The 23,772-nt window shown below is 62.5% G+C and carries 26 protein-coding genes; 14 read left to right on the forward strand and 12 right to left on the reverse strand.

The genetic code is table 11. The features are described 5' to 3' along the window. The 4 genes from DES45_RS11545 to DES45_RS11560 form a co-directional block, all read left to right on the forward strand. On the forward strand, window positions 1-666 hold a 666-nt coding region (locus DES45_RS11545; RefSeq protein ID WP_114770162.1), incomplete at its 5' end, for a transporter substrate-binding domain-containing protein. A 139-nt stretch (window positions 667-805) separates the two neighbouring features. Beyond that, entirely contained in the window at window positions 806-1,528 is a 723-nt protein-coding gene (locus DES45_RS11550; protein ID WP_114770163.1) for an ABC transporter permease, read from the forward strand. Continuing rightward, window positions 1,528-2,253 (forward strand): ABC transporter permease, encoded by a 726-nt coding sequence (locus DES45_RS11555; protein WP_114770164.1) that lies wholly within the window; start codon window positions 1,528-1,530, stop codon window positions 2,251-2,253. Before DES45_RS11550 ends, DES45_RS11555 begins: the two co-directional genes overlap by 1 nt. Beyond that, window positions 2,246-3,037: an ABC transporter ATP-binding protein gene (locus DES45_RS11560; protein ID WP_114770165.1), complete on the forward strand. Its 792-nt coding sequence runs from the start codon at window positions 2,246-2,248 to the stop codon at window positions 3,035-3,037. Before DES45_RS11555 ends, DES45_RS11560 begins: the two co-directional genes overlap by 8 nt. Before the next feature lie 5 nt (window positions 3,038-3,042). Here the strand turns inward: DES45_RS11560 and DES45_RS11565 are convergent, their stop codons facing one another. Together DES45_RS11565 and DES45_RS11570 are read right to left on the reverse strand one after the other, a co-directional pair. Next, window positions 3,043-3,423 carry a hypothetical protein gene (locus DES45_RS11565; protein WP_114770166.1) on the reverse strand — a complete coding sequence of 127 codons (381 nt, stop codon included), beginning with the start codon at window positions 3,421-3,423 and terminating at the stop codon, window positions 3,043-3,045. Beyond that, complete coding sequence (locus DES45_RS11570; protein WP_114770167.1) at window positions 3,420-3,863, reverse strand: DUF4112 domain-containing protein; 444 nt, start codon at window positions 3,861-3,863, stop codon at window positions 3,420-3,422. The genes DES45_RS11565 and DES45_RS11570 overlap by 4 nt, the downstream gene beginning before the upstream one ends. A gap of 336 nt (window positions 3,864-4,199) precedes the next feature. On the opposite strand from DES45_RS11570, the gene DES45_RS11575 reads away from it, so the two are divergent. From DES45_RS11575 to DES45_RS11585, 3 genes are read left to right on the forward strand one after another with little or no spacing between them, the layout of a single operon-like run. Continuing rightward, window positions 4,200-4,748, forward strand: coding sequence for a YcbK family protein (locus DES45_RS11575; RefSeq protein WP_170151466.1), 549 nt, complete (start codon window positions 4,200-4,202; stop codon window positions 4,746-4,748). Window positions 4,749-4,763: 15 nt separating this feature from the next. Next, a complete protein-coding gene (gene ade / locus DES45_RS11580) occupies window positions 4,764-6,473 on the forward strand; it encodes an adenine deaminase (RefSeq protein ID WP_114770169.1) in 1,710 nt (569 codons plus the stop codon). A gap of 26 nt (window positions 6,474-6,499) precedes the next feature. Then, window positions 6,500-7,381: an alpha/beta fold hydrolase gene (locus DES45_RS11585; protein ID WP_114770170.1), complete on the forward strand. Its 882-nt coding sequence runs from the start codon at window positions 6,500-6,502 to the stop codon at window positions 7,379-7,381. Here DES45_RS11585 and DES45_RS11590 read toward each other — a convergent pair. From DES45_RS11590 to DES45_RS11615, 6 genes are all read right to left on the reverse strand, one after another. Then, complete coding sequence (locus DES45_RS11590; protein ID WP_114770171.1) at window positions 7,378-8,121, reverse strand: class I SAM-dependent methyltransferase; 744 nt, start codon at window positions 8,119-8,121, stop codon at window positions 7,378-7,380. The genes DES45_RS11585 and DES45_RS11590 overlap by 4 nt on opposite strands. Before the next feature lie 3 nt (window positions 8,122-8,124). Beyond that, window positions 8,125-8,889 carry a LamB/YcsF family protein gene (locus tag DES45_RS11595; protein ID WP_114770172.1) on the reverse strand — a complete coding sequence of 255 codons (765 nt, stop codon included), beginning with the start codon at window positions 8,887-8,889 and terminating at the stop codon, window positions 8,125-8,127. A gap of 4 nt (window positions 8,890-8,893) precedes the next feature. Then, the gene (gene pncB, locus DES45_RS11600; RefSeq protein WP_114770173.1) at window positions 8,894-10,186 is read right to left on the reverse strand and encodes a nicotinate phosphoribosyltransferase; all 1,293 of its coding nucleotides are present in this window, start codon (window positions 10,184-10,186) and stop codon (window positions 8,894-8,896) included. Window positions 10,187-10,280: 94 nt separating this feature from the next. Next, complete coding sequence (locus DES45_RS11605; RefSeq protein ID WP_114770174.1) at window positions 10,281-10,610, reverse strand: c-type cytochrome; 330 nt, start codon at window positions 10,608-10,610, stop codon at window positions 10,281-10,283. Between the two features lie 56 nt (window positions 10,611-10,666). Further along, window positions 10,667-11,932 (reverse strand): PQQ-dependent sugar dehydrogenase, encoded by a 1,266-nt coding sequence (locus DES45_RS11610; RefSeq protein ID WP_114770175.1) that lies wholly within the window; start codon window positions 11,930-11,932, stop codon window positions 10,667-10,669. Between the two features lie 186 nt (window positions 11,933-12,118). Continuing rightward, window positions 12,119-12,622: a pyridoxamine 5'-phosphate oxidase family protein gene (locus tag DES45_RS11615; RefSeq protein ID WP_114770176.1), complete on the reverse strand. Its 504-nt coding sequence runs from the start codon at window positions 12,620-12,622 to the stop codon at window positions 12,119-12,121. 246 nt (window positions 12,623-12,868) lie between these two features. On the opposite strand from DES45_RS11615, the gene DES45_RS11620 reads away from it, so the two are divergent. Genes DES45_RS11620 through DES45_RS11630 form a run of 3 tightly spaced genes read left to right on the forward strand, consistent with a single transcriptional unit; the run spans window position 12,869 to window position 14,906 of the window. Next, window positions 12,869-13,999: an Mrp/NBP35 family ATP-binding protein gene (locus tag DES45_RS11620; protein ID WP_114770177.1), complete on the forward strand. Its 1,131-nt coding sequence runs from the start codon at window positions 12,869-12,871 to the stop codon at window positions 13,997-13,999. Window positions 14,000-14,043: 44 nt separating this feature from the next. Beyond that, on the forward strand, window positions 14,044-14,646 hold the full coding sequence (gene mobA, locus DES45_RS11625) for a molybdenum cofactor guanylyltransferase MobA (protein ID WP_342633526.1): 603 nt from the start codon (window positions 14,044-14,046) through the stop codon (window positions 14,644-14,646). A gap of 38 nt (window positions 14,647-14,684) precedes the next feature. Next, window positions 14,685-14,906, forward strand: coding sequence for a sulfurtransferase TusA family protein (locus DES45_RS11630; RefSeq protein WP_114770179.1), 222 nt, complete (start codon window positions 14,685-14,687; stop codon window positions 14,904-14,906). A gap of 54 nt (window positions 14,907-14,960) precedes the next feature. On the opposite strand, the gene DES45_RS11635 is transcribed toward DES45_RS11630, so the two are convergent. Beyond that, window positions 14,961-15,140 carry a CsbD family protein gene (locus DES45_RS11635; protein WP_114770478.1) on the reverse strand — a complete coding sequence of 60 codons (180 nt, stop codon included), beginning with the start codon at window positions 15,138-15,140 and terminating at the stop codon, window positions 14,961-14,963. Window positions 15,141-15,535: 395 nt separating this feature from the next. Between DES45_RS11635 and DES45_RS11640 the strand changes: the two genes are divergently transcribed. Continuing rightward, on the forward strand, window positions 15,536-16,216 hold the full coding sequence (locus DES45_RS11640) for a sensor histidine kinase (protein WP_170151467.1): 681 nt from the start codon (window positions 15,536-15,538) through the stop codon (window positions 16,214-16,216). Here the strand turns inward: DES45_RS11640 and DES45_RS11645 are convergent. Together DES45_RS11645 and DES45_RS11650 are read right to left on the reverse strand one after the other, a co-directional pair. After that, window positions 16,211-17,506, reverse strand: a complete 1,296-nt coding sequence (locus tag DES45_RS11645) for a glycerate kinase type-2 family protein (RefSeq protein ID WP_114770181.1) — start codon at window positions 17,504-17,506, stop codon at window positions 16,211-16,213. The genes DES45_RS11640 and DES45_RS11645 overlap by 6 nt on opposite strands. Window positions 17,507-17,539: 33 nt before the next feature. Then, window positions 17,540-18,583, reverse strand: a complete 1,044-nt coding sequence (locus tag DES45_RS11650) for an aldose epimerase family protein (protein WP_114770182.1) — start codon at window positions 18,581-18,583, stop codon at window positions 17,540-17,542. A gap of 341 nt (window positions 18,584-18,924) precedes the next feature. On the opposite strand from DES45_RS11650, the gene DES45_RS11655 reads away from it, so the two are divergent. Next, window positions 18,925-19,758 carry an HAD family hydrolase gene (locus tag DES45_RS11655; protein ID WP_114770479.1) on the forward strand — a complete coding sequence of 278 codons (834 nt, stop codon included), beginning with the start codon at window positions 18,925-18,927 and terminating at the stop codon, window positions 19,756-19,758. A gap of 12 nt (window positions 19,759-19,770) precedes the next feature. Continuing rightward, window positions 19,771-20,613, forward strand: a complete 843-nt coding sequence (locus DES45_RS11660; protein WP_114770183.1) for an endonuclease/exonuclease/phosphatase family protein — start codon at window positions 19,771-19,773, stop codon at window positions 20,611-20,613. 67 nt (window positions 20,614-20,680) lie between these two features. Here DES45_RS11660 and DES45_RS11665 read toward each other — a convergent pair whose 3' ends face one another. Further along, window positions 20,681-22,168: an NAD-dependent succinate-semialdehyde dehydrogenase gene (locus DES45_RS11665; protein ID WP_114770184.1), complete on the reverse strand. Its 1,488-nt coding sequence runs from the start codon at window positions 22,166-22,168 to the stop codon at window positions 20,681-20,683. Between the two features lie 347 nt (window positions 22,169-22,515). Between DES45_RS11665 and DES45_RS11670 the strand changes: the two genes are divergently transcribed. Next, window positions 22,516-23,679, forward strand: a complete 1,164-nt coding sequence (locus DES45_RS11670) for an ABC transporter substrate-binding protein (protein ID WP_425374283.1) — start codon at window positions 22,516-22,518, stop codon at window positions 23,677-23,679. The last annotated feature ends 93 nt before the right edge of the window (window positions 23,680-23,772 follow it).

Consider the following 23,772-nt stretch of genomic DNA (forward strand, 5'->3'; position numbering starts at 1 on the left):
GCGCGCATGAAGGTGAAGTGCGAGATCGTGGCCCAGGACTGGGACGGCATCATTCCGGCCCTGAACGCCAAGAAGTACGACGCCATCATGGCCGGCATGAACATCACGGACAAGCGCCTGGAGGTGATTAACTTCTCGCTGCCTTACGCTGCCACCCCGCACGGCTGGGGCGTCATGAAGGACTCCCCCCTCGCCAAGCTGCCGGGCGCCGGCACGGTGGTGAGCTTCGAGAAGGACCCCGAGGGCGCCAAGAAGGCGATCGAGGCCTGGAAGCCGCTGCTCAAGGGCAAGACCGTGGGTGTGCAGACCTCCACCGTGAATTCGCAGTTCGTGGAAAAGTACCTCAAGGACGTGGTCGAGATCCGCGAGTACAAGACCACCGAGCAGCATGACCTCGACCTGACCGCAGGCCGCGTCGACGCGATCTTCGCCGGCTACGGAGCCCTGAAGGCGACGCAGGAGAAGCCCGAGTTCAAGGACATGGTCATCGCCGGCACCGGCATGCGCGGCGACGTGCTGGGACGCGGCGTCGCGGTGGGCATGCGCAAGGACGACGCCGAGCTGAAGAAGGCCTTCGACGAGGCCATCCAGGCGGCGACGAAGGACGGCACGATCAAGAAGCTGTCCGAGAAGTGGTTCAAGATCGACGTCACGCCGCAGGCCTGACGAAAGCGCATGTCGGTCCTCATCCCGGGCCCGTTCGAGCGGGCCTGGGACTGCGATCCGATACGCGACAGCCCGAATGTAAGGTGCGATCTCGCCCCGGCCTGCCGCTGGAGGGAGACATTTTCAGGAAAGTGACAGCGTGCAGCAGCTGAGCTATTTCGAGCTCGTCGGCTTCGGACCCAACGGATGGGGTTGGGCGCTCCTGACCGCCGCCGGGATGACCATCGCGGTCGCCACCTGCGGCTTCCTCGTCGGCTCCGTCGTCGGAACCTTCGTGGCCTGGGCAAAGGTCGGCGGCAACATGATCGTCCGCAGCATCGCCGACGGCTACACCACCGTCCTTCGCGGCATTCCGGACCTCCTCGTCATCTACCTCTTCTATTTCGGCGGCAGCGCGGCCCTCGGCGCGATCGGTAGCCTGTTCGGGGCGGAAGGCTTCATCGGCGTGCCAGCTTTCGTGACGGGCGCCCTTGCGATCGGCATCATCTCGGGCGCCTACCAGGCTGAGGTTTTCCGCGGCGCGTATCAGGTCGTCAACCGCGGAGAGATCGAAGCGGCCCGGTCGGTCGGCATGCACCGCTGGCTCATGTTCCGCCGCATCATCGCCCCGCAGGTTCTGCGCTACGCCATTCCGGGCTTAGGCAACACCTGGCAGCTGGTCCTGAAGGAATCGGCGCTCATCTCCGTCACCGGCCTCGTCGAGCTGCTGCGCCAATCGCACATTGCGGCAGGGTCCACCCGCCGCCCGTTCGACTTCTATCTCACGGCGGCGGTTCTCTATCTCCTGATCACCTGGGTTTCGACCTACCTGTTCCAGCGTGCCGAAACGCATTCCATGCGCGGCATCCGGAGGGCGTCCTGATGGACTTCACCTTCATGAAGGACACCTTCTTCAGCCTCATGAGCGGCGTGCCGCTCACGCTGAACCTGGCGTTCACGTCCGTCGCCTTCGGCGCCGTGTTCGCGATGATCCTCGCGCTCATGCGCATGTCGGGCGTGCGCGTCCTCGACGCGATCGCGCAGGCCTATGTCTTCGTGTTCCGCGGCACGCCGCTGCTCGTGCAGATCTTCCTGATCTACTACGGTCTCGGGCAGTTCCGCCCGACCCTTCAGGAACTGGGGCTCTGGAGCTTCTTCCGTGAACCCTACTGGTGCGCCGTCCTCGCCCTCACGCTGAACACTGCGGCCTATGCCAGCGAAATCATCCGCGGCGGCCTGCAGTCGGTGCCTCACCAGCAGGTCGAGGCCGCGCGGGCCTGCGGCATGTCCGGCTTCCTGCTCTTTAGGCGCATCATCTTCCCGATCGCCGTGCGCCAGGCCCTGCCGGCCTACGGCAGCGAGATCATCCTGATGGTGAAGGCGACGTCGCTCGCCTCCATCATCACCATGATGGAGGTCACCGGCATCGCCGCGAAGCTGATCTCCCAGACCTTCCGGGCCGTCGAGGTCTTCATCGTGGCCGGCCTGATCTACCTGATCATCAACTTCATCATCACCCGCATCATCATGGCGATCGAATGGTGGCTGTCGCCCCATCTGCGCCGCCCCCCGGCCGTCGAGCCGCGCCTGGAGGCCGCCCATGTCTAACGGAGTCACACCCTTGCCGACCGAAAACGCCGCCGTCTCGATCCACAATCTTCGCAAGAGCTTCGGGTCGCTGGAGGTTCTCAAGGGCGTGTCGCTGAGCGCGAAGGAAGGCGACGTGATCTCGATCCTCGGCGCGTCCGGATCAGGCAAGTCGACGATGCTCCGCTGCATCAACATGCTGGAGGTGCCGGATTCCGGCGACGTCCAGATCGGCGGAGAGACCATCAAGCTGAAGAAGGGGCGGCGCGGCATGGAACCCGTCGACCAGGGGCAGGTCGACCGCATCCGCTCGCGCGTCGCCATGGTGTTCCAGAGCTTCAACCTCTGGTCCCACATGACGGTCCTGGAAAACGTGATCGAGGCGCCCGTCCACGTGCAGAAGCGACCCAAAGCCGAATGCATCGCGGAGGCCGAGGAGCTGCTGGCGAAGGTCGGCATCGTCGACAAGCGCAACCAGTATCCGTCCCATCTCTCGGGCGGTCAGCAGCAGCGCGCGGCGATCGCGCGGGCGCTCGCCATGCACCCCAAGGTGATGCTGTTCGACGAGCCGACCTCCGCGCTCGATCCGGAACTGGTCGGCGAGGTGCTGCGCGTCATGCGCTCGCTCGCCGAGGAAGGCCGCACCATGCTGGTGGTGACCCACGAGATGGGCTTCGCCCGCGACGTGTCGAACCGCGTGGTTTTCCTTCACAAGGGCGTGGTGGAAGAGGAAGGCCGCCCCAACGAGGTGTTCGGCGCCCCGAAATCGGAGCGCTTCAAGCAGTTCATCTCAAGCCATCGATAAGGCGCTCAGCGCCTCTCGAGCCGTCGCATCGGTTCTCCGGGACGGGGCGGGAAGCCGCCCTGCCCGCCATTGCGGCGGTGGGCCTCCCAATCGATCGGGCGGATTTCGGGCCGCGACCGGCCAAGGAAAAAGCCGATGATCGTCGGTACCGCCAGGATCAAGAGGGAGATGGCGGCCCAGACGACGATGATGGCGGCGAGGCCCAGGCTTCGCAGAACCGAGAGGGCCCACGACAGCCATTCGACCGTTTCCGGGTGATTTGTCACGGCATCCGCATGACGGACGGCGACGTCGCCGAACAGGTCGAAGAGACCATAGGCGCCCCAGGCGAAGAGCGACCAGACGGCGACGGCAACCCACGCCAGGATCCAGAGGAGCCGCCTCATCGGCCGCGCTTCTCCACCCGCACGGCCGTGCCGTCGATTTCCCGGGGCCCGTGCTTCGGCATGCCGAGATGCTCGTGAATGATGCGCAGGTTGCGCTGGTTCGCCTTGAAGAACACGTCGAACACGTCGCCGGCGAACGGGATCGCGCCGATGGCGGTGTCCACCGCCACGTTGCCGACCATCCGGGCGATCTTCCAGCGCGGCAGCCCGAGCTGGCGCGCCTCCCAGATGATGTAGCTCGCCAAAGCCGCCGAGACGGCATCGCCGACGCCCGGGACGAGGCCGAGAACGGCGTCGAGTCCGACGCGCCTGTTCAGCCCCGGAATCAGAAACGCGCTGTCCAGGAGCTTTGCGAGCATGGTGACGCGGGCGATCGCGTCCTCCCGGCGGGGACCGGCAGCCTTGATGGCATCGAAAGCAGCACCGTAAGCAGCGTTCATCGTTCTCCTCCCGGCCGCAGGCGCGGCCCAACGGAGAAGATGTGTGCATGGGCGATCCCAAGCGCAAGAGTATTAGAAATTACATAACGTAACATGGGTTATTTTCTTGAGATCGTTCATTTCGCGCCTGTTACGATGCAGAACAAATGGGTCATTTCGGGTCGCCTCAAGCGAAATACTCCAACATCCCAGTTGCCGAAGAGCAAACTGAGCTTTAGTTCTCCGGTCTAGCTTGAGAGGGAAACTGCCATCGACCGGCCAAGAACAGGCGAATGCCGTGTCGAGCGACCGCACCAGCGGCGTTCGATTATGGGGGCTCATGACGGGGAGGACCCGATGAGCACCAATTCACGATTCCAGCGAGCCATGTCGTTCATGCTCGCGACCAGCACCCTGACGATCGGCCTACCCACTGCGAGAGCGACAGCCGAGAGCAGCTGGGTTCCTCCGGCCCAATACGTGAACCTGCCCTTGCAGGAACAGATCTCCGATCCTGCCGCGACCGGAAGCCTTCCGGAGGCCGCCAAGCCGGTATCGCGCGGACCGTCCGGATTCTACGCTCATGTCGAGCAGGGCATCATCCTGCTTCGGGACAGCGCACCGACGAAATGCCTTCCGGGTGACCTGCGCGACGTGGTTGCCGACGTCGCGGCCCGGTTCGGAGCCATCAGCGTGGAATCGACTCACCGAAACCGCAGCCGCAACTGGCGTGCCGGCGGCGCCCGCCACTCCCTTCACCTCTCCTGCCGGGCAATCGATTTCAGAGTTCAGGCCAGAGCCCGCGGCGTAATGGCTTATTTGCGCTCGCGTCCCGAGGTCGGCGGCCTTAAGGTCTACCGAAACGGCATCATCCATATCGATGATGGAGAGCGCCGGAGCTGGTAGGGATCCCGGAGCCGCATGACGAGACAGCCTGACGCCCAGACGCTTGCAACCCGCATCGCCCAAGGCCGTGGAGCCGCCCAGGCCGATCTCGTCATCTCGGACGTCCGATTGTTCGACCTGGTGACGGGTGCGCTGACGCAGACCGACATCGCCATCAGCCGCAATACCATCGTCGGCACCTATGGCCGTTATCGAGGCGCCCGCACCATCGACGGCCACGGGCGTATCGCCGTTCCGGGCTTCATCGACACGCATCTCCATGTGGAATCGTCCCTGGTCACGCCGCTCGAGTTCGACCGCTGCGTGCTGCCACATGGCGTGACGACGGCGATCTGCGATCCGCACGAGATGGCGAACGTCATCGGCACGGCTGCCTTCGACTACTTCCTGGCCTGTGCGGAGCACACGATCATGGACCTGCGCGTGCAGCTCTCAAGCTGCGTGCCGGCAACCCATCTCGAGACGTCCGGCGCCCGCATCGAGGCGGCGGACCTCATGCCCTATCGGGATCATCCGAAGGTCATCGGCCTTGCGGAATTCATGAACTTCCCGGGAGTGCTCGCCGCCGACCCCTCATGCCTCGCGAAGATCGAGGCCTTTGCGGCGCGTCATGTGGACGGACACGCGCCCCTGGTGCGCGGGCTCGATCTCAACGGCTACCTGGCCGCCGGCATCCGGACCGACCATGAGACGACGACAGCCGATGAAGCCCTGGAGAAGATCCGGAAGGGCATGACGGTGCTTATCCGTGAGGGTTCGGTGTCGAAGGACCTCCACGCCCTGGCGCCGCTTCTGTCGATCCAGACCTCGCCCTTCCTGGCGCTGTGCACCGACGACCGCAATCCGCTCGATATCGCCGAGGAGGGTCATCTCGACTTCATGATCCGCACGTTGATCGGTCTCGGCTGCGAACCGTTAGCGGCCTATCGGGCAGCATCGCTTACCGCCGCGCAGGCCTTCGGCTTGAGGGACCGAGGCATGATCGCGCCGGGCAAGCGCGCCGACATCGTACTGCTCGACGATCTCGAATCCTGCACCGTCTCCGACGTGATCTCGGGCGGCCGGCTGGTTGACGAAGCGCTCTTCCAGACGCGCGGCTCCGTCGTACCTGTCGGCCTGAACAGCGTGAAGACGCAGACCATTTCTGCCGACCAGTTCCGCATCGCGGCGTCATCCGCCGAGGCGAAGGTGATCGGCGTGATTCCTGGAAAGATCATCACGGAGCGCCTGAACCTCGCTTTGCCCGCTTGTGACGGCCTGCAGCAGATCGACCTTGCGCAGGATGTGGTGAAGGTCGCGGTCGTCGCCCGGCACGGGATTAACCACAATATGGGCCTCGGCTTCGTGAAGGGCTTCGGCCTGAAGCACGGCGCCATTGCATCCTCGGTCGGCCATGACAGCCACAACATCTGCGTCGTCGGCGCCGATGATGCGGACATGGCCGCGGCCGTGAACAGGCTGCGCGAGATCCAGGGCGGGTTCGTGGTGGTTTCCGACGGAGCGGTCCGCGCCGAGCTGGCGCTGCCGATCGCGGGTCTCATGAGCGACAGGACCTACGAGCAGGTGCGCGATGCGCTCTATCCTCTCCGCTCCGCCGCCAAGGCTCTCGGCGTGACCCTGCCCGAGCCCTTCCTCCAAGTGGCATTCCTGCCGCTCCCTGTCATTCCGCATCTCAAGATCACCGATTTCGGACTTGTGGACGTGGACAGGATGGAGCTGGCGTGACCGGCCCCTCCGCTGCAAGGACGAACATGTTCGAAGGTTTTACTCATCGTCGGATCACCACGTCGGAAGCGGTCATCAACCTGCGCCTGAAAGGCGACGGCCCGCCTGTTCTGCTTCTGCACGGCCATCCGCAGACCCACGTCATGTGGCACAGGATCGCCCCGCAGCTCGCGAACACCTACACGGTGGTCTGTGCAGATCTGCGCGGCTATGGCGACAGCTCGAAGCCGCCGACGACGTCCGATCACGCACCGTACTCCAAGCGCGCCATGGCACGCGATCAGGTCGAGGCGATGCAGGCTCTCGGCTTCGAACGTTTCGCGGTCGTCGGCCATGATCGCGGCGGGCGATGCGCCTACCGGATGGCGCTTGACTATCCGGAGCGGATTGTCGCCCTGTCCGTTCTCGACATCATTCCGACGGCCGAACATTTCCAGCGGACCGACATGGCCTTCGCCATGGGCTACTGGCACTGGTTCTTTCTGGCGCAGCCCTATGATCTGCCGGAGCGCCTCATTGCCGGCGATCCGGATGCCTTCTATCTGCGACGCGGCCGCTCCATGTTCCATGAGGCGGCTCTTGCGGAGTACCGGCGCTGCTTCACCGACCCGGCGACGATCCACGCCATGTGCGAGGACTACCGCGCCGGGGCCACGATAGACATTCGGCTCGACGAACTCGACCAGAAGTCGGGTCGGCGCATCGCCTGTCCCGTGCTGGCCCTGTGGGGCCTGAAGAACGGTCTCGAACGCTGGTACGACGTCTGCGCCGTGTGGCGTGAGTGGGCCGACGACGTTCAAGGTCATGGCATCGATTGCGGCCATTACCTCGCCGAGGAGGCTCCGGAGGCAACCTTGGCTGCGCTTGAGCCTTTCTTGGCACGAGCGTACGGACGCACTGATTTCTAAACGCGACCGATCCGAAAGGACAGCGGGAACCTAATCGAACGGCGCTGCTCGGGATCGCCCCACGCCCTCAGCAGGTCTCGCCGGAAGTCCTCGATCGGCTGGCGTCCAAGCGCTTTCTCCGCCTCCCGCACAGCCGACCACGTGTCCGCGTAGCCGATCAGATCGGCGGCACGCCAGGACACCTCGATCGCGAGAGGAGGCGCTTGGAATTCCCGGAACGGGAAGTCGAAATCGCGGTATCCGCTTTCGACATGCTTACGCTCAGGCGGCCAATAGGAACCGACCACGTCCTTGTAGAAATGCTGGATGAGGGGACCGATCTCGGAATCCGCCTGCACGACGCCATAGGTGATCAGCGCCAGGACGCTGCCCGGCTTTCCGATCCGCTTCACCTCCCCATAGAAGGCCGGAAGGTCGAACCAGTGTGCCGCTTGTGCGGCCGTCACGAGATCAACGGAAGCATCCGGAAGACCGCTGCGTTCCGCAGGCGCTACACGATATTCGACACCCGCATGCTGCTGGGCCGTCTCGATCTGCTGCGCACTTGCATCGGTCGCGATGACGCGCCCGAAGCGTTCCGCCAGCAGGACCGATAGCTGACCGGTGCCGCAGCCGACATCGAGCGCCACGTCCGGGTGTGCGCAGAGGCTTGCGAGATAATCGGCGACGGCCGGCGGATAGGTCGGCCGATATGTCGCGTAGTCGGCGGAGCGTGTCGAGAAATGGTCCTTGAAGGACACCGCTCACGCCCCTGCGAATGGCGCGATGGTGAAGCCGTTCGCCTCGAGCTTCGTCCGCACGGTGCGCGCCATCGCGACGGCACTCGGCTCGTCGCCGTGCACGCAGATCGTATCGATCTCGATGGGAATGCGCTTGCCCGAGGTGGTGACCACCGCCCTGCCCTGCAGGGTGCGCAGCACCCGCTCGGCCGCTTGTTCCGCATCGTGGAGGACAGAGCCGGGCTTCTTGCGGCTGGTCAGGGTTCCGTTGTCATCGTAGGTACGGTCCGCGAAGAATTCCCGCGCGACCTTCACGCCGATCTTCTCCGAAGCCGCCTCCATGAGAAGACCGGGCATGCACACGTTGACGAGGGAAGCGTCAACGCCCTTGACGGCGCGAGCGATTGCGAGCGCCAGATCCTCGTCCTCATTGGCCATGTTGTTGAGGGAGCCGTGGATCTTCACATAGGTCATCTTATGGCCCGCGAGCGCAGCGACTGCCTGCATCGCGCCGATCTGGTATGCGACCATGCGCTCGATCTCGGCGGGGCTGTCGCCACGGATCACGCGGCGCCCGAAGCCATGCAGGTCGTTGAAACCCGGATGCGCTCCGACGGCGACACCTTTGCGCTTCGCCATCTCAGCCGTGCGGAACATGATGGACGGGTCGCCTGCGTGAAACCCGCAGGCGACGTTGGCCGACGACACGATGTCGAGCATCGCCTCGTCGTCTCCCATCGGCCAGGGCCCGAAGCCTTCGCCCATGTCGCAGTTCAGATCGATCTTCATGTCACTACACCAGAACCGGCTGCGCCTGTTGCGTTCCCACATGGAAGACGCGCTTGTACTTCTCGATCTCGGCCTTGGGGCCGAGCGCCTTGGTGGGATTGTCCGAAAGCTTCACGGTCGGACGACCATTCGCCGAGAGAACCTTGCACACGATGGAGATGGGATCGAGCCCGCCATCGGGAGCGAGGCCGCGGAAATCATTGGTCAGCAGCGTGCCCCAACCATAGCCGATCCGCATTCGGCCGTGGAAATGCGCGTGGATGCGCTCGATCACGTCGACGTCGAGACCATCTGAAAAGATCGCGAGCTTCTCCGCCGGGTTCTGCCCCCGCGAGCGCCACCATGCAATCGCCTCTTCGCCTCCCTCGATGGGATCCTTGGAATCGATACGGATGCCCGTCCAGAAGGACACCCAGTCGGGCGCATTGTCGAGGAAGTTCGTCGTGCCGTAGGTGTCCGGCAGGATCACCCGAAGATTGCCCTCATAATCCTCCTGCCAGTCGGCGAGCACCCGGTAGGGCGCCTCCGCCATCTCGGCCTCGGTATCGGTCAGGGCCGTGTAGACCATGGGCAGCTCATGCGCGTTCGTGCCGACGGCCTCCACCTCGCGCCTCAGGGCGATCAGACAATTGGAGGTGCCGAGGAAGGATGGCCCAAGCCCCTCGATCATCGCCTGCACGCACCAGTCCTGCCAGAGGAAGCCGTGACGCCGGCGCGTTCCGAAATCGGAGATCGACAAGCCGGGGAGCGTCTTCAGCCGCTCGATCTTTTCCCAGACGCGCGTCATGGCGCGGGCATAGAGGACCTGGAGCTCGAATTTCCCCATGCCCTTGAGAACGCCCCGCGAGCGCAGCTCGTTGAGGATGGCGAGGGCCGGGATCTCCCACATGGTGGTCTCAATCCAGGGGCCATGGAAGGTCAGGACATACTGGCCGTCCTGCTTCTCCAGCAGGTACTCCGGGAAGCGGAAGGTCTCGAGCCAGTCCATGAACTCCGGCGAGAACATCTGCCGCTTGCCGTAGAACGTGTTGCCTCGCAGCCAGGTGGACTCGCCCCGGGTCAGCGAAAGGGACCGCACATGGTCGAGCTGCTCCCGAAGCTCCCCCGCGTCGATGATGTCCGCGAGACGGATACGGGTCGTGCGGTTCTGGATACCGAAGGTAACCTGCACGTCTCGATGACGGCGAAAGATCGTCTGCGCCATCAGCAGCTTGTAGAAGTCCGTATCCAGAACGGATCGGACGATCGGATCGATCTTCCAGGTATGATTGTAGACCCTGGTCGCGATGTCCACCATCGCATGCTCCTCACCACTGCGGGAGGCGCGACAATAGCGAAGGCATCCGTCGGATGAAAGAGTGCCTGGCTAATGGCTGCCCTGCGGCCAAGGCTTAAGGCGGCAGGACATCGACCTGAATGCTGGCATAGTAAGCCGCCACATCAGCGATATCCTCGTCAGCGAGATCCCTCGCTACAATGTTCATGGTCTCGTGCTTGCGCTCGCCGGCCTTGTAGTCCCGCAAGGCCTTGACGAGGTATGCCTCGACTTGGCCCGCAAGATTGGGCGCTTCCGGGTTTTTGGACAAGCCGTCAAGGCCGTGGCAGGCTTGGCAGACGACCACCTTCTGGCGGCCCGCCCTGGCATCGGCCGCGAGGGCCGGGTGCGAGGCGAGAACACTGAGCATTCCCCCCAGCACGGCCAGGGCGCACACTTGCTTCATGACACACTTCCTGCTGGAGAAGGCGCGCCAGAGCGGCGCGCCCGATAAGGCAAAAATTAGCGGCCTTCGTAGAAAATGCGATAGACCGCGCCGGCCGTATCATCCGATACGAGCAGCGAACCATCCGGCAGCGTGGCGACGTCGACGGGTCGGCCCAGGTATTCGCCATTGTCGGTCAGCCAGCCTTCGGCGAAGACCTGCGGTTCGGCGGACGTGCCATCCTGCTTGAGCGGCGTGAACATGACCCTGGCGCCGACCGGCTTGGTGCGGTTCCAGGAACCGTGCTGCGCCGAGAAGATCCCGCCCTGATAGGTCTGCGGGAACATCTTGCCCGTATAGAACGCCATGCCGAGGTCGGCCGCGTGAGGGGTCATCTCCAATTGCGGATTGACGACGCCTGCCGGGACCGGGTCATCCTTGTATTCGACGGTACGAACGGTGCCTCCGCCATAATATGGAAAGCCGAAGTTCTGGCCCATCTGGGTTGCGCGGTTGAGCTCGCCGGGAGGCTGGTCGTCCCCCATGCCGTCTACCTGGTTGTCGGTGAACCATAGGGTCTTGTCCGACGGGTTGAAGTCCATGCCGACGGAATTCCGTATGCCCGTGGCGTAGACCTCGCGGTTCTTCCCGTCCTGGTCCATACGGATGATGCCGCCGATGCCCGCCTTCTTGTAAAGATCCATCTTGTCCTTGGGCGGCACATTGAAGGGTTGACCGAGTGCGATATAGAGCTTGTTGTCAGGGCCGATCCGGCAGACGCGGGCCGTGTGGTTGTAGCTCTCCTCGGTCGGCGGAATGAGATCCCCCTGCTTCGTCACGACGAAAGCCGCCACGTCCGGCCCCTCATAGAAGAACTCAGCAGCCGGAAACTGCAGGATGCGGTTCTGCTCCGCCACGTAGAGCATGCCATCGCGCGAGAAGCAGACCCCGTTCGGGATCTTGAATTCGACGGAGGGAGCAAACTGCTTCACCTCGTCGGCCACACGATCCTTGTCGCGATCGGTCACCACATAGACGTTGTTCTTGCGGGTTCCGACAAAGAGGACGCCTGTGGACGGACCGACGGCCATATGGCGCGCGTCAGGAACGATGGCATAAAGCTCAATTTTAAATCCCTGCGGAAGCTTGATCTTTTCGAGGTTGCGCCGAATGGCGTCGGCACGGCGCCCTTCCTGAGGAATGGGCTTGGGCTCGGTCGTTCCCGTACTCTGAAACGAGGAGAGCTTTTCGAGATTGCTGGTCGGCGGCTGGGCTGCCGGTTGCGCGAAAGCATAGGACGCAAGAGCAACGGTCGAGACGGCGGCAAGCCATATGGCTTTCATGGGTTTCTCCCTAGAAATGCCCCATCGAATATTATTACTCTTTCTTGTGCTGGATGTGCTCCGGCTTATTTGCGACTTTACGCCATGACTATACTCACGCTTGATCTCGCCGAAAAGACAAAAACAGAATGCAAATAAAAAGGAGCCGCAATGCGGCTCCTGTTCTTGCGAATGCTCGAAATCGACCTAGGTCAGATTGACCTTTGCCTGATCGCCCGGATGGGGCGGCTGTCCCGTGACGGCGGCTTTCACATAGCCGTACAGGTGGACCATCGTCGAAGACGGGCTGTCCCAGTACTCGCCCTTCATCGGGTGCACGCGGATCAGAGCGATCTGCGGATCATCGACGCCTTTCGGGAACCACGCCCGGAGCGGCTCGGACCACTTCTCCTGAATGATTGCCTTGTCGCGAACAATTTCAGCCTTGCCGGACACGGAGACGTAGGTCTGGCTGCTGGGATCGGAATAGGCGAGATTGACCTCGCTGTCGCGAGACACTTCAGTGATCTTCGGAGACTGGATCTGAGTGAAAAACCACAGATCCCCATGCTCATCCGCTTCCTGGCTGTGCATCGGGCGGCTGTGGAGCGTGCCGTCCGTATCAACCGTCGTCATCATGGCGATCTTCACGTCCTTGATGAGCTCGAAAAGCTTCTTGGCGTTAGGATCGTTGTGGCCGTGCTGGTGCATATTCGTCTCCTTGATCTCGTCAAATACCCTCGGGACGGCGGCGAATGGATCGTTTCCGCCTGGCGTGGCCAGGCGGCGCGGGCAATCGGCCGGCCCGGCACCGGCCCTCCAAGGGACACGGTGAACAACGGACAAGGTGCGCTTTGGTTCAGGATACGGCGCACAGCCCGCAGTTCACGTCTTAACGCGCGGGCCTTGACCCTCTACATGACACCAGAACAGCAATCGATGCGTAGGAGGCCCGCCGTGGCGATTACCCGTGAACATGTGCTGCAGGCGCTCGCGAATATTCCAGTTGACCCCCAGGGAACGAGCCTCTCCGCATCGGGACGTCTTTCCGAAATCCTGATCGACGATGCTGCCAGGGTCATGTTCTCGATCGCCGTCGATCCGTCGGAAGCATCCGCCATGGAGCGTGTCCGGCAGGCTGCAGAGGCAGCCATCCAGGGTCTGCCCGGAGTCAAAGGTGTTTTCGCCAGCTTGACGGCGGACCGGGCGCCCGGCTCTGGGAAGGCTCCTCCCTCCCCTTCGGCTCCGCCCCGCTCTCAACAAGCGGCAGCGCAGCAGAAGACGCAGCGTATCCCGGGCGTACAGCACGTCATCGCGGTGGCATCCGGCAAGGGCGGGGTCGGCAAGTCGACCACGGCCTGCAATCTCGCGCTCGGCCTGAAATCCCTTGGCCTCAAGGTTGGGCTCCTCGATGCCGACATCTATGGCCCGTCGATGCCCAAGCTCTTCGGCGTCCATGGAAAGCCCGAACTCCTGGAAGGGCGGATCCTGAAGCCGATGGAGGCTTATGGCATCAAGCTCATGTCCATCGGGTTCCTTGTCGATGAGGAGGCCGCCATGATCTGGCGCGGCCCCATGGTGATGTCGGCGATCACGCAGATGCTGCGCGAGGTCGCCTGGGGCGATCTCGACATCCTCGTCGTCGATATGCCGCCAGGAACGGGAGATGCACAACTGACGATCGCGCAGGCTACGCCGCTCGCAGGTGCCGTCATCGTCTCGACACCACAGGATCTCGCCCTCATCGACGCCCGCCGCGGCGTTTCCATGTTCAAGCGGGTCGAAGTTCCCATCCTGGGGATCGTCGAGAACATGGCGACGTTCGTCTGCCCCCATTGCGGGCAGACATCCCATATCTTCGGCCATGGCGGTGCCAGGGCCGAGGCCGAGCGCCTCGGCGTGCCATTCCTCGGCGAAGTTCCGCTCACCATGTCGATCCGCGAACTGTCCGATGCGGGACGCCCGGTCGTGGTCGCCGACCCGGACGGTCCTCACGCGCGGACCTACAAGGAGATCGCCGACCGCATCTGGAGCGCTTTGTCGGGCACCCCGGCCGTACGAGCGGCTCCACGCATCGTCATCGAGTGAGCACAGTGCCCGCGGCTCACGCTCATCAGCCCGTGCTGGGCGTCGTGCTGGCGGGGGGGCTGGCACGCCGAATGGGCGGCGCCGACAAGCCCCTGCTGCCCTTGGGAGGGCGCACTCTGCTGAGTTGCGTGGTCGAGAGGCTCCGCCCGCAATGCGATGAGCTCATCCTCAACGGCAATGGTGCACAGGATCGGTTCGAAGGGACGTCTCTGCCCATCGTTCCGGATTCAATCCCTGGGTTTCCCGGTCCGCTCGCAGGGATCTTGGCCGCGATGGAATGGGCGGCCACGTTCCGGCCGGCCCTCAGATGGGTGGCTAGCGTGCCCTGCGACACTCCTTTTCTGCCGCACGATCTCGTGAATCGTCTCCAGGAAGCCCAGGCTACATCGGGAAAGCCGATCGTGTGCGCAGCGTCCGGAGACCGTATCCACCATGCCATTGCCCTGTGGCCGACGGATCTGCGCCGAGACCTGCGCGAAACGCTCGTGCAGAACGGCGCGCAAAGCATTCGGGGGTGGGCGGCTTCGCATGGCGTCGTCCATGTCACCTGGCCGAGCAGGCCCGTCGACCCATTCTTCAACATCAACACGTCGGCAGACCTCGCCGCAGCACAGGCTATGGTTGAACACGCCTCCGCGGGCTTTTAAGAAGCCGGTGCTTCCGCTCCGGACGCAGGAACCTCATCATGATCGTACTCGATCTCTCAGGACTCAAATGCCCACTGCCGGTTCTTAGGACCCGCAAGGCTTTGCGGGGCTTGAATCCGGGCGACCAACTCCAGGTGATCTGCACGGATCCCTTGGCTGCGATCGATGTCCCGAACCTTGTCCGCGAGACGGGAGACATCTTGATGAATCAGCAGCAGAACAACGCGCAAACGACTTTTCTCATCCGCAAGGTGGGCTAGCCCCAAAAGAAATGGCCCGGCACATGGCCGGGCCCAATCAACCCCATAGGTTGATTATTCGCGATCCTTGCGGAAGGAATCCTTGATACCGCCGATCGTGTTCTGGATCTTGCCTTCGGCCTTGTCCATCTTGCCTTCGGTCTGCATCTTGGAATCGCCGACAGCCTTGCCGACGCCTTCCTTGATGCTGCCCTTGATGTTCTTCATGCTGCCTTCGACGCGATCGTTATCCATCATCACTCTCCTGAGAATCGTCGTTCATACGCATGGGGAACGCCCGCGTCGGGCAAGGGTTGCGATCAGTTCTTCGGAATAATCGCCGCATCGGCGCCGCCGCTGAGAATGGCCCGGCGGATCGGGGTCTGACGCCACCAGGGAAGCAATGTACTGGTTCTTCTGTCTTTGATGCAGGCTCCCAGAACTTCAAACATCCCCTGGTTGTGCGCCTACGCACCTTCTGAAACTTCAGGGCTCTACACAATGGGAAGATCTGACATAGGTAACTATATATCGTATTGTTACCTTGAGTTCCTGCTGTGCCTGAACCACCTTCCAAGAAGCCTCGCCAGAACAGCGAAAGCCCGATCAGCCGCGACATCATGAGGGGTCCCTCCCCTCAGTTGGATCGCATGGCTCTCTTGGCTCATCAGCTTATGACACCGCTCTCAACAATCTCCTCCCTTGCCCAAGGCATGAAGCGCAGGGCAAGTCGAATGACGAGTGACGATGTCCAAGACCGCTCCGAAAAGATCTGGCGAGCGAGCCTGCGGCTGCAGGAATTGATCGAGACGATCCTTTCCTACACACGGATCAATGCCGGCGCCCTCGCTGTGTCCCTGAGCGTGTTCAACCTGGATATCCTGGTTCGGCAGACCTGCCAGGAGTACCAAAGGCAGGAGCCATCCCGCTCCTTTCTTATCGACCTTAAAGATCTCCCCGATGTTTTCGTAGGAGATCCGGTTCTGATTGAGCAGGCTCTGGCGATCGTCCTATCGAATGCGGTGAAATATTCACCGGCCGGAGCCCCTATCACGATCAGGAACCTCAGGCACAAAGATCAGGTCGTCATTGAGGTGGCGGACCAGGGACTTGGGGTGCCGGAAACGGATCTTCCCTACCTGACTCAGCCCTTCTTCCGCGCCCGAAACGTCAAGCATGTTCCGGGCACCGGCCTGGGGCTCAGTCTCGTGTCCCATATCCTCAAGCTTCATGGCGGAAGCGTCCAAATCAAGAGCCGAGAGGGTCATGGGACGACCCTACGCTTGATTCTGCCCGACGAGGCCCCGCCTGGCGCCGGAGCGAAGTCATGAGTGGTGGTTAAGCCCGCCGCTCTCCTGCAAGCGCATTGACTCCCTGACGAGGATGCAGCGGAAGTCGTTTACGTTCGTGAGCGTCGGCCCGGTCGTGATGAGGCGTCCAAGCTGTGCGAAAGCCGCATAGGCGTTATTGTCGGCGAGGTGCTTCTCGAGATCGACGCCGCCTTTTCGGGCAAGGTCATGGACAGCGGGCTCATACCAGGCGCCGGCATTGTCCTCGGAGCCGTCGATCCCGTCGGTGTCGCAGGCAATCGCGGAGATCCCGGGTTGACCCTTCAGCGCGACGGCGAAGCCGAGCAGGAATTCCGCATTCCGCCCGCCTCGTCCATGGCCGCGCACGGTGACGGTCGTCTCGCCCCCGGAAAGAAGGACGCAGGGGCGACGCACGGGCTCGTCATGCTGAACGACGGATGACGCGATGCCCGCCATGACGCGACCTACCTCGCGTGCTTCCCCTTCGATGGCATCTCCGAGAATGAGTGTGTTCAAACCGAACTCACGGGCTTTCGCGGCGGCAGCATCCAGCGCCATCTTCGGTGTCGCCAGCATATGAACGGAGCCGCCGCGCACATCGGATTCTATGGCGTTTGCCCGGATGGCCTCCGCGATGTGCCCCGGAATGTCGATGTCGTACTTCCGGAGAATGGCGAGTGCCGCCTCGGGATCGCTGCGCTCGGGAATGGTCGGCCCCGATCCGATGCTGGCGGGATCATCGCCCGGCACGTCCGAAATGAGATAAGTCACGAGTTGCGCATCACCGATGCTTGCCGCGAGGCGTCCGCCCTTGATGGCCGAAAGAGCCTTGCGGACCTGGTTCATCTCACCGATCGGCGCGCCTGATTTCAGCAACGCACGGTTCAGTGCCTGCTTGTCGGCCAGCGTGATGCCTTCAGCCGGCAGCGAAAGAAGTGCCGATGCTCCGCCTGAGATGAGACAGACGACGAGATCATCCGAGCCTGCGCTGCCGGCGAGCTGGAGGATGCGCCTTGCGGCACCCATGCCTGCTTCATCGGGAACCGGATGTGCGGCCTCCACGATCTCGATCCACCGGGTCGGGAACGCGTGGCCATAGCGGGTGACAACAAGACCCTCACAGGTCCCGCCGACACAGCTCCATGCGTACTCGAAGGCTGCAGCCATGCGCGCAGAGGCCTTGCCCGCCCCCACCACAATCGTGCGCCCCTTGGGCTTTGGGGGGAGGCGCGCGTCGAACTTGCCGTCCGGCAAGGCTGCGCCCAACGCGGCCTCGAACAAGGCTTTCAGGATTTCGGCATCCTCCGGCATGGACGTCCTCACGCTATCGTTGACGACCGCAGATTAGAGACTGAAGAACGGGATCCGCATGACATGGCGGTATGTCATCCCGGGCCGGAGCACGGCCGACGGGAAATGTGGTTCGTTCGGCGAGTTCGGGTAGACCTGGGTTTCAAGCGCGAAACCGGCGTGTTTGCCATATCTCGCCCCGCCCTTTCCGGTCGCGGGCAGCGCCTCGAAGTGATTGGCCGTGTAGAACTGAACACCCGGCTGATCGGTCCAGATCTCCAGCCCCCGCCCGGAACTCGGATCGACGGCGCGCGCAGCCCGTCGCAGAGCGCCACGCTGTCCATTGAGGCAGAAGTTGTGGTCGTATCCGGCTTCCGGCAATTGTGACGTATCATCGATGAACGCACCGATCGGCCTTTCGCGTCTGAAGTCGAACGCAGTTCCGGCCACCGGAGCGATCTCGCCGGTCGGGATCTTGCCAGGCCCCACCGGCGTATAATGGTCGGCGTCGATAAGAAGATGCTGATCGCGAATGCTGCCGGATCCATGTCCTGCGAGATTCCAGTAGCCATGATTGACCATGTTGATGACGGTCGGCCGGTCCGTCACAGCCTCCATCGTGATCTCGAGGGCGGGCTCGTCGGTGAGACGGTACGTGACGGATGCATTCACCCTGCCCGGATAGCCCTCGTCACCATCTGGCCGTTCCAACGTCAGGCGGACGGCATTGCCTTCTGAATCCGGCTCCGCCGTCCAGACCCGCTTGTTGAAACCCTTGAAGCCGCCATGGATGTGATTGGGCGGCTCGTTCACGGACAAGGAATGAGTTTCGCCATCCAGCGAGAACTGAGCCCTCGCGATCCTATTGGCATATCGCCCGCAGATCGCGCCAGCCGAGCCGCGGTATCGAAGATAGGACGGCAGATCGTCATAACCCAAGACGATGTCTGCCGGATTGCCCGCGCGATCAGGCACATGAAGCTCGCTCAGGATGGCCCCGTAGGTGACGACTCGCGCACGCAAGGACCCAGCTTCGATCTCATAGGCCTCGACACCCTGCCCTTCTAGTTCCCCGAAGTCGTACTTCCTGATGCCCATCGTCCCTGTCTCACCGATGGGAGGAGAGCCCAGCCGCTCCTCCCTTTCATTCGAGGCGATAAAAGCACGTTGACCACGCCGTCGCCAGACCCGGACGAACAGGCAACATCATCCCCGAATCACGACATGATTAGAATAACGAATATTTATCAATGGATTGGCTCAATCCTGTCGCGGGCATCATCAAAACCGTTGGAACGCGCCATCAACTATGCTTAATCGCTCAGCTTTGATGTCCTGCCCTCATGAGGGCAGGATTTCCGGTGCCGTCGGAGGAAATGCTCGCCTATGCCAAAGAACTCGCCTCATTCCATCTGTTCACCGAAGAAGGAAAAGCGGCCGTGAAGCCTCTGTCCTCCATGTCGCCCGATGAGGCCCGTTCGATCCGAGTGGTGTTGACCGATGTCGACGATACGATCACCACGGAGGGGATGCTGACCGCCTCGGCCTATTCCGCCCTCGAGAATCTGCATCGGGCCGGGTTTATCGTCGTTCCCGTTACCGGACGTCCGGCCGGCTGGTGCGATCACATCGCGCGGATGTGGCCCGTGGATGCCGTGGTAGGCGAGAACGGCGCCTTCTACTTCAAGTATGATCGTGAGCAGAGAAAGATGCATCAGCATTTCTGGGCCAAGCCCGAAGAGCTGAAGCAGAACCGCGTGCGCCTCGACGCGATCGAAAGAGAAGTGCTCGCTGCAGTCCCGGGATCGGCCCTCGCGAGCGATCAGGCCTATCGGGTCGCCGATCTTGCGATCGACTTCTGCGAGGATGTTCCCGCTCTGCCGGAGTCGGAGATCGACAGGATCGTCGCCATCTTCGAGAAGGCGGGGGCGCAGGCCAAGGTGAGCTCGATCCATGTGAACGGCTGGTTCGGCTCCTACGACAAGCTCAGCATGGCGAAAACCCTGCTGGAGAGCGTTTTCGGGATCGATTGGGCGCAGGCCACGGAGACTGTGCTCTTCGCCGGCGACTCTCCCAACGACGAGCCCATGTTCGCGGCCTTTCCGCTCAGCGTGGGTGTCGCCAACGTGCACGCCTTCGCACACAGGCTGAAGAACAAGCCCGCCTACATCACGGACGGGCATTCGGGAGAAGGCTTCGCCGAATTGGCATCGTTCCTCTTGTCGGCCAGGTCCGGGAGCATCCGTGCCTCGACTCAAGCAGCCTCTCGCTAGCGGAAGACCCCGATGAAGCTTGTCACATGGAATATCCAATGGGGCTTGGGTTGCGACGGAAAGGTGGACCTGAAGCGCATCGTCGAGACGGCGCGTTCGCTATGCGACGCCGACGTCTTCTGCTTTCAGGAGATCTCCCGTGGCTTTCCGACACAGGACGGCGGCGAGGATCAGCCGACGATCCTGGCGGATCTGCTGCCTGGCTATCACCCCATCTTCCGCCCGGCGGTGGAAATGATCGACCGAGACGGCGACCTTCAGGTCTTCGGCAACATGATCCTGTCGCGCCTGCCGGTCCTCCAGATCACGAGCCACATGCTGCCATGGCCGGCCGACGAGGTCCGCAGCATGCAGCGCCAAGCCCTTGAGGCCGTCGTCGTCTCGGACTTCGGGCCTATGCGCGTCACGACCTGTCACTTGGAGTTTCACTCCCTGGCACAGCGCTTGGCGCAGGTTGGACGGCTTCGCGAACTGCATGAAGAAGGCACGAAGCGTAGTCGCTTGATGTTCAGGGACACATCAGCTGGTCCCTATCGCACCATTGAAGCGCCGATCGGTGCGATCGTCTGCGGCGATTTCAACCTCACGCCCGATGAAGTGACCTACACCCAGATGCAGAAGCCCCTGTCGTCCGGAATCCCGGCCTTCGTCGACGCCTGGACGGTGCTCCACCCGGGCGTTCCTCACGACCCAACGGCCGGCGTCGGCGATGCCGAGCAATGGCCTCAGGGCCCGCATTGCCGCGACTTCGTGTTCGTGACGGAAAATCTCGCGCCTCGGATCAGCGAGGTGCGTGTCGACGTGAACACGACGGCCTCCGATCACCAACCGATCGCGCTGACTCTTTCTGCGTGAACCGAGGCGCAGCACACTCGCAAGAAAAAAGGCCCGGCCGATCATTCGGCCGGGCCTTTTGCCGATCTTAAATGCCGCTCAGGCAGATGTACTTGATCTCGAGGAAGCCCTCGATCCCGTACTTGGAGCCCTCTCGGCCGAGACCCGATTGCTTGACGCCGCCGAACGGCGCCATCTCGTTGGCGATCAGGCCGGTATTGACGCCGACCATGCCGCTCTCGAGCGCCTCCGCCACGCGCCAGACACGCGCCATGTCCTTGGCATAGAAATATGACGCAAGACCAAACTCCGTGTCGTTGGCCATTTCAACAACCTCGGCCTCGTCCTTGAACCGGATGATCGGCGCCAGCGGGGCAAAGGTTTCCTCCTTCGCCACCTTCATGGTCTGCGTGATGCCGGTCATCACGGTCGGCTCGAAGAATGTGCTGCCGAGGTCGGAGCGCTTGCCGCCCAGCACGAGCTTACCGCCCTTGGACAGAGCGTCCTGCACATGCTCCTCCATCTTGGCCACAGCCCGATCGTCGATCAGCGGCCCCATGGCGACGCCGTTCTCCGTCCCGCGGCCCAGCTTCAGCTCCCTAGCCTTGGCCGCTAGCTTCTCGGCGAAGGCATCCGCCACACCGTCCTGAACGTAAATGCGGTTGGCGCAGACGCAGGTCTGGCCGGCATTGCGGAACTTGGAGATCATTGCTCCTTCGACGGCCGCATCGAGGTCCGCGTCGTCGAAGACGATGAAGGGTGCATTGCCGCCAAGCTCGAGCGAGAGACGCTTGATGCTGTCGCCGGCCTCACGCATGAGCCAGCGACCGACATTCGTGGAACCCGTGAAGGTGATCTTGGCAACCTTCGGGTTATGACAAAATTCCTCGCCTATCGGTTTGGCATCTCCTGTCACGACCGAGAAAGCTCCCTTCGGCACTCCTGCGCGCTCGGCTAGAACGGCGAGCGCAAAGGCCGAAAGCGGAGTCTGGGCCGCCGGCTTCAGCACCATCGTGCATCCGGCGGCCAGCGCCGGGCCGACCTTGCGGGTAATCATGCCGTTAGGGAAGTTCCAGGGCGTGATGGCTGCGCAAACACCGACCGGCTGCTTCAGTACGACGATGCGCTGATCGCCTCTGGCCGGAGGAATGATTTCGCCGTTGATGCGCTTGGCCTCCTCGGCGAACCACTCGATGTAGGATGCGTTCGAGACCACCTCACCCTTTGCCTCCGCGAGGGGCTTGCCCTGCTCGGTGGTGAGAATGAGGGCCAGATCGTCCGCATTGGCCATGATGAGGTCGTACCAGCGCTTGAGAATCTGGCTCCGCTCCTTGGCGGTGCGGGCAGCCCATTCCTTCTGCACCTCATGCGCCTTGTCGATGGCGCGGCGAACGGCCTCCGGCTCGAGATTCGGCACTTCGGTGATAACCGCGCCGTCGAAGGGATCCGTAACCGGGATGGTCTTGCCGTCGGGAGCATCGATCCACTCGCCGGCCACATAGGCTTGGCTGACAAGCAGCGAAGGGTCCTTGAGATCAATGATACGACGATCGGCGGGTTTCTGATGAATAGTCATCGAGGGCTCCAAAGCAGGCTCAGCGTCAAAAGCTCAGATCGTTGGAGGCGATATAAGCCCTGGCCTGGATGATGTGAACCATGTACGAGCCCGTTCCTGGGACCGGAATGCCCAATTCGTGAGCAGGCGATCGCACTCGCTCCATCCTCCGCCGCGTCCTACTATAGGATGAAAGCTCCGCCTTATTCCTTGGCGGAAAAGCCTTCCTATCTTCCTTGACCATCGTCAGCGGTGCCGCCACGATGCCGGCACAACGGGACAGGAGCCAGCCTGGCCCTCAAGAAACGAAAGGGAAGGAACCGATGAAGATCCTCAAGAAGGCTCTGTTTGCATTAAGCTGCACCGTTATGGCCCAGGGAGCCTATGCGCAGCAGGTATCCGACAATGTCGTGAAGATCGGCATCCTGAACGACCAATCCGGCGTCTATGCCGACTTCGGCGGGAAATCCTCGGTCGAGGCGGCCCGCATGGCGGTTCAGGATTTCGGCGGGAAGGTTCTCGGCGCTCCGATCGAGATCGTCAGTGCGGACCACCAGAACAAGCCGGACGTGGCGGCAAGCGTCGCACGGCAGTGGTACGACACCGACAAGGTCGACGCCATCATGGAGCTGACCACCTCCTCGGTTGCGCTTGCGGTGCAGGGCCTCTCCAAGGACAAGAAAAAAATCAACATCGTCACCGGCGCGGCCACGACCGATCTGACCGGCAAGCAATGCTCACCCTACGGCTTCCATTGGGCCTATGACACCCATGCTCTGGCTGTCGGAACCGGCGGTGCGCTGGTGGAGAACGGCGGCAACAAGTGGTTCTTCCTGACCGCCGACTATGCTTTCGGGTACTCGCTCGAGAATGAAACCTCGAAATTCGTCAAGTCGAAGGGTGGTCAGGTTCTTGGCTCAGTCCGCCATCCCTTGAGTGCGAATGATTTCTCGTCGTTCCTGCTGCAGGCACAGAGTTCCGGCGCCAACGTGGTCGGTCTCGCCAATGCCGGCCTCGACACCTCGAACGCAATCAAGCAGGCCGCCGAATTCGGCCTCACCCAGAGCGGCCAGCGCCTTGCGGCGCTCCTGTTCACGCTCGCGGAGGTTCATGGTCTGGGCTTGAAGGCCGCCCAGGGGCTGACGCTGACTGAGGGCTGGTACTGGGATCAGAGCGATGAGAACCGCGCCTTCGCGAAGCGCTTCATGGAGAAGACCGGACGGATGCCGAACATGATCCATGTCGGCACCTATTCGTCCGTGCTGCAATATCTCAAGGCCATTCAGAAGGCTGGCACCGATGCGACGGAGCCGGTCGCGAAGGCGCTCCACGAGATGCCGGTCGAGGACGTGTTCGCCAAGAAGGGCAAGGTTCTGCCCAACGGCCGCATGGTCTACGACATGTATCTCTTCCAGGTGAAGAAGCCTGAGGAAAGCAAGAGCGAGTGGGACATGTACACCCAGCTCGCGAAAGTGCCCGGCGACGACGCCTTCATCAAGGCTTCCGAGAGCGGCTGTCAGCTGACGCAGTAAGTTTGTGGCGGGACGCGGGGGATCGCATCTCCGCTTCCCGCTTTTCGCCTTGCCGATCATGCGCGCTGCATGGACCCCGCAAGGGTCCAGCTT

It is taken from the genome of Microvirga subterranea, assembly GCF_003350535.1.
In the GTDB taxonomy this organism is placed as follows: domain Bacteria; phylum Pseudomonadota; class Alphaproteobacteria; order Rhizobiales; family Beijerinckiaceae; genus Microvirga; species Microvirga subterranea.